The 14,307-nt window shown below is 40.1% G+C and carries 9 protein-coding genes and 4 pseudogenes; 7 read left to right on the forward strand and 6 right to left on the reverse strand.

Annotation, left to right across the window (positions count from 1 at the left end; all coding sequences use genetic code 11):
• From L2764_RS22805 to L2764_RS28345, 4 genes and pseudogenes are all read left to right on the forward strand, one after another.
• Window positions 1-108, forward strand: a pseudogene (locus tag L2764_RS22805) (IS30-like element ISVsa7 family transposase); the annotation flags it as partial.
• A gap of 27 nt (window positions 109-135) precedes the next feature.
• Complete coding sequence (locus L2764_RS22810) at window positions 136-453, forward strand: hypothetical protein (RefSeq protein ID WP_248942628.1); 318 nt, start codon at window positions 136-138, stop codon at window positions 451-453.
• 524 nt (window positions 454-977) lie between these two features.
• Window positions 978-1,205: an IS3 family transposase gene (locus L2764_RS28340; RefSeq protein ID WP_376708472.1), complete on the forward strand. Its 228-nt coding sequence runs from the start codon at window positions 978-980 to the stop codon at window positions 1,203-1,205.
• Window positions 1,127-1,426 carry a DDE-type integrase/transposase/recombinase gene (locus L2764_RS28345; RefSeq protein WP_376708473.1) on the forward strand — a complete coding sequence of 100 codons (300 nt, stop codon included), beginning with the start codon at window positions 1,127-1,129 and terminating at the stop codon, window positions 1,424-1,426. Before L2764_RS28340 ends, L2764_RS28345 begins: the two co-directional genes overlap by 79 nt.
• On the opposite strand, the gene L2764_RS22815 is transcribed toward L2764_RS28345, so the two are convergent.
• Entirely contained in the window at window positions 1,318-1,989 is a 672-nt protein-coding gene (locus L2764_RS22815) for a glutathione S-transferase (protein WP_248942629.1), read from the reverse strand. The genes L2764_RS28345 and L2764_RS22815 overlap by 109 nt on opposite strands.
• Window positions 1,990-2,112: 123 nt before the next feature.
• Here L2764_RS22815 and L2764_RS22820 point away from each other — a divergent pair, with 123 nt between their 5' ends.
• The gene (locus L2764_RS22820; RefSeq protein WP_248942630.1) at window positions 2,113-4,404 is read left to right on the forward strand and encodes a peptidase U32 family protein; all 2,292 of its coding nucleotides are present in this window, start codon (window positions 2,113-2,115) and stop codon (window positions 4,402-4,404) included.
• Window positions 4,405-4,764: 360 nt separating this feature from the next.
• Here L2764_RS22820 and L2764_RS28350 read toward each other — a convergent pair.
• Both L2764_RS28350 and L2764_RS22825 read right to left on the reverse strand, forming a co-directional pair.
• Window positions 4,765-4,990 (reverse strand): annotated as a pseudogene (locus L2764_RS28350) (MFS transporter); the annotation flags it as partial.
• Between the two features lie 129 nt (window positions 4,991-5,119).
• Window positions 5,120-8,632: an FAD-dependent oxidoreductase gene (locus L2764_RS22825; protein ID WP_248942631.1), complete on the reverse strand. Its 3,513-nt coding sequence runs from the start codon at window positions 8,630-8,632 to the stop codon at window positions 5,120-5,122.
• Window positions 8,633-9,088: 456 nt separating this feature from the next.
• Here L2764_RS22825 and L2764_RS28355 point away from each other — a divergent pair, with 456 nt between their 5' ends.
• Window positions 9,089-9,286 carry a hypothetical protein gene (locus tag L2764_RS28355; protein ID WP_376708474.1) on the forward strand — a complete coding sequence of 66 codons (198 nt, stop codon included), beginning with the start codon at window positions 9,089-9,091 and terminating at the stop codon, window positions 9,284-9,286.
• On the opposite strand, the gene L2764_RS22830 is transcribed toward L2764_RS28355, so the two are convergent.
• The 3 genes and pseudogenes from L2764_RS22830 to L2764_RS22840 all read right to left on the reverse strand — a co-directional run.
• Entirely contained in the window at window positions 9,242-10,441 is a 1,200-nt protein-coding gene (locus L2764_RS22830; protein WP_248942632.1) for an MFS transporter, read from the reverse strand. The genes L2764_RS28355 and L2764_RS22830 overlap by 45 nt on opposite strands.
• 174 nt (window positions 10,442-10,615) lie before the next feature.
• A pseudogene (locus L2764_RS28575) lies at window positions 10,616-10,852 on the reverse strand (IS701 family transposase); the annotation flags it as partial.
• A 105-nt stretch (window positions 10,853-10,957) separates the two neighbouring features.
• Window positions 10,958-11,756 (reverse strand): annotated as a pseudogene (locus tag L2764_RS22840) (IS3 family transposase); the annotation flags it as partial.
• Between the two features lie 490 nt (window positions 11,757-12,246).
• Here L2764_RS22840 and L2764_RS22845 point away from each other — a divergent pair.
• The gene (locus L2764_RS22845) at window positions 12,247-13,914 is read left to right on the forward strand and encodes a hypothetical protein (RefSeq protein ID WP_248942633.1); all 1,668 of its coding nucleotides are present in this window, start codon (window positions 12,247-12,249) and stop codon (window positions 13,912-13,914) included.
• The last annotated feature ends 393 nt before the right edge of the window (window positions 13,915-14,307 follow it).

Here is a 14,307-nt window from a genome sequence, read left to right on the forward strand (position 1 = left end):
GCCAATGCTGAATTTTTAATTAACATGAGGCCAAGAAAGGCGTTAAACTTTCTCAGTCCTTATGAGTTTTTAACAGGTAAACGTGTGTCGCTTATTGCTGAGATCTAGGTTGAAATCCTAAGGATTAAGGATCTGATGTATCCGTTATATTATTACTTTCAAGATATCAGCTATGATCATGATTTCCGTTTCATTAAAAAACATATCGATGCATTAAAGAAATTCATACTTTCAAATCAATCTGTTGAGCTTTACACCAAATATGAAATTGATTTAAGACCTGTGTTTTACGAGATATTAGAAAAAACGCCAGACTTACCTAAGAAATTTCATGAAAAAGAAATGGTTGCCATCATTGATAAAGTTAATGATAAATTCGATAGACGATATTTAGCTAGACAAAAGTACTTACAAATAAAAACTGAAAAATCAGATAAGGAAACCAAAGAATAAAACTATAGTAGCCCCCAAAATTGAGACCGTGAGTTAAAGTAGAGACCACTGTATCAAGGGGATATTATGAAGCGTCAGGCATTCACCGCAAAGTTCAAAGCCAAGGTTGCTGAGGGGGCATCAAACCGTCAACCAAATAGCGTCGAAATTCGAAGTCAATCCCAGCTAAGTCGATAGCTTAAAAAAGCAATAGCTTGAAGACTCCGACGATATTTTCAGCAAGGGACGAAAACAGCAGGCTGATAATACCTAAGAGGAGCAAGATAAGCTTTACAGCCAGATTGAACGTAGTGGATTGGCTTAAAAAAAGACCGGACATCTCGACTAAACAATGCCGAGGAAATCGTCATAATTAAGCCAAACCATAGCCAACTGAGCATTATGCGACAGTGTGACTTACTGGATCTATCTCGAGCCAGTTACTATCGTAATATCGATTGGGCGGATGAATCAGAGGAAAACCTGAATTTTATACAGTTGATTGATAAAGAATATACGGGCCATCCCTTTTGTGACAGTCGAAAATGCGTGATTATTTACGTCCCGAGGGGTACCCAATTAACCGTAAGAGGGTGCAACGATTGATGCGTAAAATGGGCATAAAGTCGGTGGCACCGAGTCCAAATACCAGCCGAATGTTGAGCACAAGGTCTCCCCGTATTTACTCAATGGTATGGATATCACGCGGGGTAATCAGGTATGGTGTACTGACATCACGTATATTCGCCTATCTGGCTGCTTTGTTTACCTAGTGGATTGGTTTAGCCGTAAAGTCCTCTCTTGGGAGGTTTCAGCAAGTATGGATGATAGCTTCTGTGTGAGCGCTCTGTCGCATGCATTAAGAGTCCACCACAATCTGTTCTATCAACCCTTATTCCCCTTTATGTCACTTCCAAAGACGACATCTTCCTTTGTGTCTAGCCACATTGGGTGTTGCGCCATCACCTTGCTGAACATTCGACTCTGTAGGTAAGTCTTCAGCCACTGTCTTAGTTTTGGATAGGGAGAGTGTAAATACCATTGCCGCTCCACCCGAGCAAACTGACGAATAAAAGGCACCAGCGCCACATCAACCAAACTGGGGGTCTCAGACATCAAAAATTGATGCTGACTCAGCCGCCATTCCAAATCAGCAAGGTAACGCTCACACTGCTGTCTCTCTTCGATGAGTGACGGCTCATGATAACGTTTAGCGCAGCGATACTGCTCTAAATGCCCCTTAAACTCATTATCAAATAAGCCAATCAGCGACAACATGTCAGCCAGCGCATTTGGCAGCGTTTTATTGAGGTAATCGTCAGGATCGGTTTGTGAAAAAGCCCACAGCATGACTGATAAACTTTCATCAATGACGAGATTATCGGTGGTGATTAGCACGGGCACCGTTCCTTTGGCCGATATGCTCAGCATTTCAGCTGGTTTGTTACTTAACACCAAGTCCCTCAGGTGCACTTGCTGGCCAGAGGCATAAATTGCCAATCTCGCTCGCATCGCATAAGGACAATTTCTCAAAGAATAGAGTACAGGTAATGCCATGATTTTGTTCCTTGGTTTTAGTTATTTTCATTAGCAAAAGCGAATAATTTACTTTAACGATATTCATTGACAAAATATACGGGTAACATCCCCCCATTAAATGTCTAACAACAAGTTGTCACCATGGATCCGAAGATTGAATTATTAGCACCAGGCGGGGATATTGATGCGATTAAAGCGGCAATTATTGCCGGAGCTGACGCTGTTTATTGTGGCTTAGATACCTTTAATGCTCGTAACCGTGCCACTAATATTTCCTTTGAGGAACTGGTTGGGATCATACGTTTAGCACACCAATATCAATGCGAGATTTTTCTAACACTCAATATTGTGATCTTAGAGAATGAATTTAAAACCCTCGCAAAGCTACTGAGCAAATTGGTCAACACCCCATTAGATGGGGTGATTGTGCAAGATATTGGCATGTTCCATTTGATCAAAAAGCATTTCCCGACATTGGACATCCACGCATCGACTCAGCTAACCACTCATAATGCGGGCCAAATTCCCTTTTTAAAGAAATTAGGCGCCTCACGGGTGAATTTATCAAGAGAGCTCAATTTACGGGAAATCACCGCATTAACCGCAACGGGTCGCGATAACGATATCAGCACTGAAGTGTTTGTGCATGGCTCACTTTGCATCGCATTTTCAGGCCTGTGCTATTCCACCTCAGCCAGTGTCGGTAACTCAGGTAACCGTGGCCGTTGTAGCCAAGCTTGTCGTGAAGAGTATGAAACGACGGCGTCGGGCCATAACTTCCCGCTCAATATCAAAGACAACTCGGCATTTTTCGACCTACCCGCATTAATCGAAGCCGGTGTTCACTCATTCAAAGTGGAAGGCCGAATTAAGGGCGCAAGTTACGTGCATACTGTGATAGACAGTTTCCGTAAACAAATTGATGGTTTTCTTGCGACCGGAGAGTTACTTGAAGATGGTGAGCGCCTCTATAAAGTATTTAACCGCGATCTAACCAACTCTTTTTTAAAGGGCGACTTGAACCAGTCGATGTTTATCGATAATCCCCGTGATAACTCGAAAAACCATCTTAAAGATAAGCTGACTCATAATGGCTCGCAGGCTATTTCAGTCGTACAAATTCATGACGCTGAACAAGCACTGCAGCAGGAAAAGAGCCAGATCCAGGCATCCGTTGATGACAAAATAAAGCACTTAAGCATTGAGAAACTGCCATTAACATTGGCTTTTTCGGGCCAACAGGGGAAGCCACTATCAATCACTGTGACGACGCAAGATTTTGTTGTGGGTCAAACCCCGTTAATCGATAAGCACTTTACCGTGCAATCTCAAAGCCAGCTAACCCGCAGTGACGATGCCAGCATTGATGACAGTGTCATTGAAAAGCGCTTTAAGAGTTTACATAATGCACAGTTCGACCTTAAGCCACTCATCACTGATGATTTAGCCGCCGATCTTAGTATTCCCTTTAAGGAGCTCACGGTCTTAAAGAAACAGATCTTATTGCAGCTTAACCATGGCACAGCCGTATTACCCGCAGTCGAGCTGCCTAAACTGATTAAGCATCCAAAGCCACAAAATGAGACACCTAAGCTGTCTATTTTGATCTGTGATGAGGCTGATATTGCCCTTACTGAGCACACCGATGCAGATGTTTATTTTAAATTACCCGATGCCTATAAACGTGGCTGTACTCAATATGTGGATTTCTTCAAACAAAATCCACGACTGATCCCATGGTTTCCGTCAGTCCTCATTGGTAAAGATTATGATGTGGCGCTGAATATTCTCGAGCAGGTGAAGCCCGCACTGATTATCACCAACAACACCGGTATTGCCAATCGCGCCTTTGAAATGGGGATTAAATGGATTGCGGGTCCGTTTTTAAACACCACCAACTCTTATGCATTATTGTCCATGCAGGAACAGTTTGATTGCCATGGTGCCTTTATTTCTAACGAAATTAACCTACAGCAAATTAAACATATTGCCCGCCCTGCAAACTTCAAAATGATGTACAGCATCTACCATCCTATTTTATTGATGGCGAGCAGGCAGTGCTTCTTCCAGCAAAGTGTCGGCTGTGAAAAGCCGCGAATCGACAATGGCTGCATGCTGTCTTGCGATAAGTCGACCAGCATCACTAACCTTAAAGGTGATGAATTTGCTATCGATAAGCAAAAAGCAGGTTACCCTAGTATTTATAACCAAGATCAATTCCTCAATACGGAGATCATTGCCGATCTCGCCCATCTCTTTGATGGCTTTATGATTGATTTAACCAATATTGGTGCTGGAGATAAGCCATCACCTGACAAAGTACAACTCATCAAACAGTTTGAGCAACTGCTCAACGGACAGCCCACCGCAGCGCCTACATTGGATAGTATGGTGCCGCAATCCACGGTACTGCAATATCATAACGGGTTATAAGTCCCAGTATTCAGGTGGCCTCATATAGGCTGCCAGATGTTAAGCCAGAGTCGCTCTCGCTACTCTGGCTTTTCTATTTTAGTGAAGTGATATCGACAACTCAATGGGTCTCAGCTCAATCAACTGCCACAGGCATTATTAATAGTCTCTCATTGCCATTAATAATGCCTGTCCACATGAACATGCTCAAAAGTAAGATTAAATTTGATTGGAACCATAGGCTATCCTGACAGTAAATGTCTTGGTTTTATTGCACGTAGAGTGGTACTCGGTATCTGCATGTCGACTTAGAACCGAAGTGGGCGTGTTGTAAAAAGTACTCTGAGTGCTCTGAAATTGCGCTTTATTCCCTTTAGGGGTCTAAGTGACTTCTACAGTCAGAGCCTGTGTCGGCCGTGCAAAGCGGTCCAAAATGCTATAGAGGTAAAATACCGCGAGACATAATGCACTGGCGATCATAAATAACCACCCAAACTATCCAATATTAAGCTGCGCCAAAATAGGCTCCGCGCAAGTGATCTGGGGCGAGGCGATCGATATGCATACTCATGGTCGGAAAAAGAATCGCTTCTGAAATACTCATCAATGCATCACGATCTGTTTATGCCGAATTTCAGCGATATCGGACGGCTGAGTAACATAAGCTCGGTAATAAAGTCGGGAGCTTGGCCGTTTGCTCAACCTCATTTCGAATCAACATATGCAATTTGTTTGACTACACTTTTTCGAGATGCAAAACACAGTGCACGTAATCCATTGCATGATCATCAGGTGCAGAGGCTACGATCGCTTCATAGCGAGAATAAAACACATCGACAATTTGACTTCGCTCTTCTTTAGAACGAATGGTTTCATTTAGTGCTGATTCAAAGGTGCTGTTTGACCATGTTCTCAATGTCGGTATAAATGACTTTGCATGAGCGATGGGGTGCGTTTTATCACTTTCTAACCAAGCTTGATAATAAGGACATTTCGTTATAATAATTTGATGAGAAATATACCGTAACTCATTTTGATAGCATAATGATTGTTTGTTAAAAAATGGCGCTAGCATTTCTGTCGGCGTACGAAAATAGTTCATAAAGCTCATATTGTTTAACTCATCTTTGCTAATAAGCTTCTCATTACACATTCCCAGCCAAATTTGGCTCATTACATCATAGATTTTATTGGGTACTGAAGGGGTATTGCCTAAGCACCATCCTTCAGGGGAAATACAAAAGTTAGCAATGACTAACTGCCCACCACTGCAGAGTTCTTTAGCGCGCATGACTAGAATCTTTTCCCAATCTTGAGCAGCTTGATTAGCAAAAGCATCACTTGTTGAAGTGTGAGTGGTCAGCTGTGTGTGATGCAAGATATGCCCCGGTAAAGGAGCTGGTTTTTTTGAAAGCCAGTGCATGGCAGTGGATGAAAATCCAAAGTGTAAGGTGTTGGATGGCAGGCACTGGCAGTAAAAACTGGTGCCAGATGCTTTAATGAAGACTTTTTCTTTCGTTTTTTCATCTAAGAAGACTTCATTACCAAAACGTTCGGGGGGATTAATGATACCTTGTGTATAGTAAAACACACTTTTCCAATCATTATACGCTTGATCTTCGTAGGTTAATTCAATTTCCGCTTCCACAAAATCATTTAAGAAAATGTGAATGATTTTTTTCCAAAAATATAATGAAATACCACTATCTGCACTCCCATAATCACAAAGAGCGATTACAAGCTGAGCCGTTTTTTTATTATCAGTGGCTGACTTCAGTCGCTGTATGATGTTTGAGGTAGCCTCAATAGCAACCGATTGTGCTTTGTTTATTACATCAAAGCAACCTTGCGTTGCTAGAGTGTATATGCCAGATCCAGAGGTTCCCCAAGGAACATGTGCCATACTCAAATTTTGTTTCGTGTGAGATTGTGCTAAGAGCCTTGTTGGAGAGAAACGTGAAATATCACAATCAATTGGATTATCCTGTGCCAGATCAGCCAGCAGCTTTCCTATTTTTGGGCCAAATTTAAAAGCTCGACCATTACCACCACAAAATAAAAAAACATGATTAAATCCAGGTAGTTTTCCGAGAACAAAATCTTGATCTGCTGTGATACTATAAGGGCTACACTGCATGGACAGATTTTCTTCCAGCTGAGGGAAATGGTTGGCAACAAAAGCATTAATGTCTTGAACAATTTGGCTATCGGGTGTGTATTGGAAATCAGCCATTTTTTCTGGCCTATAACACTTATTTTTTGGCGTAAAATCAATGCCTACTCTGACTGCGCTATTGTTATTTGTGTCGTCTTTGCTTTTTTCTGCAGGAAAACCATAGTATAAGCCCTTGCATTCAGGAAATATATTTGTCTGTGTATGGTTTCTAAAACAAAACCATTGAGGAAAATTTGGCTCATCTTTGGGGACTTGATAATAACCAAAGGTAACAGAATGAATTTCTAATGCGAGAGAAATACCAAACCATTTTTCTATGTTGTCTTTAGTCCATGCACCAGTAGTTATAATTAATTTTTTTGTCGTCAATATGTCACCATTAGACAGGGAAATGGTGCTAGTTAAATCATTATTATTTTCAATGTCGCAAACGTTAATTCCCTCAATAATGTTTGTGCCTTTTTGGCGGGCTAAGTTTGCTAATACTTGGCATGATTTCGTCGCAGCTATCATACCATCTGCAGGAGAGTAAACAGCAATATCAGTAGGTTGTAATCTTAAATATGGATATTGTGCTTCAATGGCATTGTGGGTATCATATTTGATAAATTCAATTCCCAATTGCTTCATTGTTTTTTCAGCTCCTAAGATTGAACCTTCAACCGTTTCACCTGTATCTTTGGAACCGAAAAATAATAAGCCATGTTGAGTGATTAATTTGACGTTAGTGGTCTTTTCAATATCTCTCCAAAGTACTAAGGATTCTTTCATTAACTTCGAATAAAAAGGATCTGAATACATTTCTCGATACATTCTAGATGATCCTGCTGATGATCCTAATTTATTCGCAATACCTCCTTGATCAAGTAATATTATTTTTTGATTGCTATCCAAGTGCTTGGATAAATAATAGGCGGCAGAAGTACCTGCGATGCCAGCTCCTATGATGGTATAATCCACATATTTTGATTTGTTTTGTTTCCATATTTTAAAAGAATTTGCTAGGTGTTGAGGATCTGGGTTGTTTTTTTTTATAAACCGATCGTTTATGGCTTGATTGCGATTAATGTATTCTGAGGTTTTATCAAATGCTAATTGCTGAATAAAATTAAAAATAGCGTATTGGTTAATTTTTTTGCACTGACTTGGGCTGTAATGTTCAATGGAATCACTGATCACAGCACCTGCGCTGCTAATGAATGACGCGATATAGAGGATCCCTTTAGAGTCAATAATATTTTTAGCTTCAGGCTCAGCAAAAGGAATATTGGTCGCCCCGACAATGACGGAACAACGAAGTTTTCTAGCAAGTTCGACAGAAATTTCTTTTCCAGGTGTGCATGGAATGAAAATATCACAAGGCATCGTTTGCCATTCATCCGTTAAAATTTCTCTATGAGGATTATTAACATTTCTGGCAATTTTTCCAGGGATGGAATCATTAATAATAAGGTTCATGCCTTTGCTAATAAGTAAATTAGCCAAAGGGGCACCAACATTGCCACATCCATGTACAATGCAAGAAATATCATGAGTATTTTTCTTTATTTTACTCAGTGCACTTTTAATAGCACCGAGTATACTATAAGCTGTCGCTAAGTTAGTGTTAATATTTTCGGTAAACCCAAGTAGCGCATTTGGGCAAAGACGATTAAAGTACGCCATATCATTAATATTGATATTAACATCGCATCCAGTGAACAGTCGCCCTTCATAGGAATTGATTATTTGTGCTAAGGCTAGCAATAGCTTTCTTTTATCTAATTTTTCTATATTTTTGGTATTAATAACAATTTTGCCACCTGAAAAGCCTGTTTGGTATAGATGATGTTTGTTGCACATCTGCAAGGTAAGTTCATAGCAGTCTTGTTCAGCAAGCTCTTCTGTTTCATAATGCATTAGCCTCATTCCGCCGTTGCTAGGTAGAGCGGATTTCCAGTAGCCAATGGTATTGTTTAGTTCAGTACCAATATAAATAGAGACACCAAGATCAGGTAATTTATAGTGTGTTATACCAATATCAAATGGATGTATATCATTAGCTATAAAACATCTGGTCATTGGATTAAACATAGTTTGTATTTCCGCTTTTAAATGTTATTTAAGTTAATTTGTTACTTACTGAAAAATCCTGCTCTAATTTTTTTTAGTTCTGTGTCACGTTTAAAAAACTAGTAAATGAACAAGCAAAGCTAAAGTTCGAATAAATTACTAGAGCGGCTATTGTTTTTATTAAGTATAATTACATTTAAGCTAATGATAGTTTATTTTCTGCATCTGATAATGCATTTTTCATTAATAGATTGAAGCTTAAGTATTAAAATAGACATTAATACCACCCAATATACTAAAAATATTATCTTTTTATATTATGAAGCAGCAAGGTTATGTTGTAACTTAATGGCTATGCGTAATTTCAGATTAATAAGTGCAACATTCATGGTTAAAATGAGATAGATAATCAACTGCCTGTAGGTGGTACCATTCCCTGGCTAAAAATAAAGGGTAATCACTATTAAATACAAACAGTTGATCGAAGATAAGAGATGTCAAGTTTTAGCTTTGTTGTTAGAAAATGTGACCTGCTCTCAGATAGCGAAAAAACGGGCAGTTCATCGCACGAGTATTTACCGTGAAGTAAAACGCAATAGTATACTTTTACAGGCTCTGAAACATGCACTTTCAGGTGTCATGGGTATAAATAAACTTCATCATCAACAAGGTTGAAATTAAAATTAAGCAACTGCCTAAAAACAACGGAAACGCAGGCGATAAGATTAATATAATGCTCCCTAAAATCGCAATCACGCTGTTAGCTAAAAAAAAGGTGGCAGTTAATAATCCCATTAGAGCACCGCTCCCTACATCTTGATTAGTGTCTGAGGCATATGCAGGCAGTAATCCATTATAAATGGCTATCGACGCGCCTGTGAGTGCAAACGCAGCAATCATGCTAACATCAGATAAGAAAGGAATAACCAGCATAAAGAGTGCTGTCATCAATATCGAGCTGACTAAACTTACTTCCATTCCCAACCATCCTTTTAACAAGGTGACCACACACACACTCGTTAGCATCATACTCAAGCCCATTATGGCCATTGTATCTCCAATCATGTAAGGTAAATATCCCTTTTCTATTGTTAACCACACAGGGAAAAACTCATAAAAAGCATTTAACCCCAAACAAAAAATCAATTGAAGAATAAATAATTGGTATATTCTTGGGTAACGTAATAAAGTCAGTGAGTTATGAGATCTAACCAACCGATAAAAAGACTTGTTCGTCTTCACTTTATGGGTTTCTGGTATCACCAGTATCACAAAAAACATGCAAAATGAAATGGCAACACCTGCCACTTGAAAAGCCACCTCAGGCCCATATTCGGCCAAATAGCCTCCTGCAAGCGGGCCAATTAACCAGCCTAAAAAAAAAGCACCTCCGATTAAGGACATGGCGCGTGTTTTATCAAGTCTATCACCTAAATCCAGTGCTATTGCACGTGAAATCGATACATTACCTTCACATAACCCAGTAATAAAACGCGCCATTAAAAAAAGTAAATATGCCTCATTTACAATAGCATAAGCAGAACTCATGTAGCCACATACGCTCAAAAATAATGTAATCACTAAACATTTTTTTCTTCCATAACTATCAGACAAAGCGCCGATAACCGCGCCTCCAATAAAAATTCCCAATGGATAAACAGCTAAAGCAATGCCCAATAATAATGCTGGTGAGATAGACATAAAATCATTTAAACCATTTAACTCACCTGACATAAATAAAGGAGCCAATATAGGATAAGGCAATGCAAGGCCAGCTGTACTAAGCACAGTGACTAGCAAGACATACGTCAACACTAGGTAATGATTCATACAAGCAACATAACTCTAATATGTGAAGATATTTAAATTTAAGCATACTTCAATACTCTGGGTACTTCTATGCGGCGATAGCCCCGTAATCACTGAATTGGTTATATATCTTGGCGACTTTTTCATTACTCATAGGACTTACGCATTGACAGAAGCTTGAAAACTTGGGTTTAGTCAAGACTTCCTTTTAGAAAATAGTTCTATAAAAGAAGCGACCACATCTTTATAAAGATCACGCTGATGCTTGTCAATATTACATATCATCTTAGCAGCCTGCATTTTATTTAAATGAATAAAATTACAAATTGCTGCAAATATATGATTTCTTATTGGTTGCTCATTTCGCACTTGAAAATGTTCAATATGACAGACTTGCTTAATTGCACGGTGATACTGTTCTATTTGCCAATGATACCCGGCACTAAAACTGGACACTCAATTAAGCGACTTTTTGTGGTTCATAATTTAATGGGCTTTGATACCCAATTGCACTATGCCTTCTTGTTCGATTGTAATCAACTTCAATGCATCCGTTACCAGTTGCGCTTTCATGTGTGTATCCATAGACCAACCTACTACTGCTCGTGAATACAAATCTATCACTACCGCTAAATAAAGCCAGCCTTCGCAGGTACCACAGGTACGTGATATCTTGCACCCACTTTTGATTAGGCGCGCTAGCATCAAAGTTTTACTCTAACACATTATCAGTAATAGCTTATTGATGGTCACTGTCAGTCGTCACCTTGAATTTTTTGGCTGCTTTGGCTACCAAGTTTTGTCTACGAATGCTATCAGATATGGTCTTGATTGCAGTTGTAGCTTCTATCAACTCTCGTTGAATACGAATGGCACCATAACGCTCTTTACTTTCATCGAGAATTTGTTTTATTTTCATATCTCTATAATCGCGATTAAGCATTCTATTGCTAGGCTCTTGAGCATAATGACGCCAGTGATAATACCCACTTCGTGATACTCGAAGCACCCGCGCCATACGTTTCGTTGAGAAATAATGTTGGTGCTCGAGCATGAATTCAAAACGGGCTATTTTTGATTTTTTGCGAAGTAGGTGGCCGCCTTTTTTTAAGATAGCTAAATCCTCTGCTTGCTCCGAAAGCTGACGTTTAAGCTTAGCGACTTCCCTCTGGCTAGTGCTTACTTTCTTGGCTGTTTTTGCACGCCAGCTATAGATTTGTGATTCACGAATACCCAGCTCTTTTGCGGCTTTGGAAACCCCGTTTCTTTCAGCTAAAGCAAGTGCTTCTTTATTGAACTCATCTGTGTGTATTTTACGTATTTTCTTTGTCATCATATAATACCTCGGTTAGTGATTTTACTCACTTAGCCGAGTGTCAGAAAGTACTGCTAGGGATCAGTTAAACGAACTGTTAATAATATAGACATTATAGGTTGTTTTCTGGGGGCTCATGGCTCAGCGGAATATACGGGGCTGTAATCTTATTGATGGAAAAAAGGGTTTAGCGTTCATCCTCATAAATACACGTGATCTCATGGTGTTAACGTTAAGTAGGGTCTAATTTAGGTGTAGCTAATTTATTGATTTGTTTAATTATTTATTCCTTGTGTCGGGAGAGTATATCCTCTAGTTTATGCTAGGGAACAATCAGATTAGTCAAGTTAATCTTGATTGAAAAAAGACAAGGCCGTGGTGGGTAATCGGATTTTTTGAATGCACCTTGAATCCATGTCAGCACTGAAGTTAAGGCGGTATTCAGTCGTACTTTTGCAAAGGTGATCCAGTTTACATTACTGTCTTTATGCTCATTTACAGGGAAATAACTATGTTTATTCGTTATTGTGTTATCGCTATGTTTATTTTTATGGCGACTGCTGTCTCGGCTCACGTTCACGATCCTAAAGCGCTGCAAACGGATCCGAGTATGGCCACTGAGCCTATAGCTCCTAAATTGACTGGCTTAGGGACGCACCATTTTGACGTTACGACGAGTAGCGTTGAATCGCAATATTTTTTTAATCAAGGCTTTCGTTTAACAATGGGTTTTAACCATTCCGAGGCATTACGTGCTTTCAAAGAAGCGGTAAGGTTAGATCCTAATAATGCCATGGCCTATTGGGGCTGGGCTTTGGTGTTGGGGCCTAATTTAAACCTGCCCATGCAAGCGGCCGTTGTACCGCAAGCTTATGCAGCGATACAAAAAGCCATCGAGTTAAAGGCTCAGGTATCAAAGCGAGAGCAAGCATATATCGATGCGTTAGCGACGCGCTATACCCATGATGTCAATGTCGATCGTAAACCTTTGGATGCTGCTTATGTTGAGGCGATGGCCACGGTAGTCAAGCAATATCCTGATGACTTAGATGCTGCGACACTCTATGCCGCTGCGATTATGAATACCAACCCTTGGGATTACTGGTATAAGGATGGTACTCCCAAGCCTTATACTGAGGTGGTAATGGAAACATTAGAGTCGGTTATCGAACGTGATAATAGTCATGCCGGCGCTCATCATTATTTTATTCATACGGTTGAAGCTTTTCGACCAGAACTCGGCATCGCCAGTGCGGATAAATTGGGGAAATTGATGCCAGGGGCTGGTCATCTCGTCCATATGCCTTCACATATTTATATGCGAGTGGGACGATATGCTGATTCCTTTGATGCGAATACACAGGCGATTAAAGCGGATGGTGATTATATTACCCAATGCCGAGTACAGGGCCTCTATCCCTTGGGCTATTACCCGCATAATATTCATTTCTTGACTTGGTCGGCGATGTTTCTCGGGCGCAGTGAACAGGCTTTGAGCGCTGCGCGCTCCGTTGAAGCTAAAATCAGTGCTGATAATGAAGAGAATACTTGGGGATTATTTGAGTCATTTCGCAGTCAGCCGATGTTTGTGATGGTGCGATTTGGCTTGTGGGGAAAAATGCTTGCAGAGCCAAAACCCAACGAGAAAGCGCTTTTTATGAATGGGATCTGGCATTATGGTCGTGGTTTAGCCTTTACTCATCGGGGGCAATTAGGTGAAGCCAAAAAAGAGTTGCAACAACTCACTCAACTAATTGAAGTGGTGAAAGTCGATAAAGTCTATGTGGGTTACGGCGCAGCTAAAACCTTATTAACCATTGCTGAAAAGTTACTTGAAGGCGAAATGGCGGCTAAACAAAATGACTTTCCACGTGCCATTGCTCTGCTGGAAAAAGCAGTGCGCCTTGAAGATGGTCTAATGTATAACGAGCCACCCGATTGGTATTTCCCTGTGCGTCATATATTGGGTGCTTTGCTATTAGAAGCAGGTTTACCGGCTGAGGCGGAGGTCGTTTACTGGGAAGATCTGCGTCGTAATCCAGAAAATGGTTATTCTTTATTTGGTTTGAAGCAAAGCCTATTAAAGCAAGACAAAGCTCTGGTGGCCGCTGCGATTAATGAGCGTTTTATCACGGCTTGGAAGGATGCAGATATGAGCTTGAAAACCTCTCGGTATTAGGGGGATCTTAGTGTCTGTTGATCATTAGTGAATATGTTCTCTGCGAATCGTATGCACTGCCCTGCAATGATAGAGTCTGTCTTTTGACTCTATCATCATAAAAAGGTGTGTTTTCTACCATAATAAAGATGGGGATGAAATACTTTTTTTAATAGATTAAAAAATAAGTTATTAAAGTCTGAGAAAAAAAATAGATTGTTTGTTTTTTGATAGCTTAAGTCGCTCCCCTATTACAAAATAAATTATATTATAAAATATTCGTGATCTGGCCCTGGGGGGGATGTCAGGGCGGGAGCATACTTTGTCGGATAATTAACCAAAGAAAACTTTTGCCCTGTAATCATCGTCCCAACTCGCCTTTTTTAGCTTATTTCGCTGACTTGGCGCACCGCA

The organism is Shewanella surugensis, assembly GCF_023284005.1.
In the GTDB taxonomy this organism is placed as follows: Bacteria; Pseudomonadota; Gammaproteobacteria; order Enterobacterales; family Shewanellaceae; genus Shewanella; species Shewanella surugensis.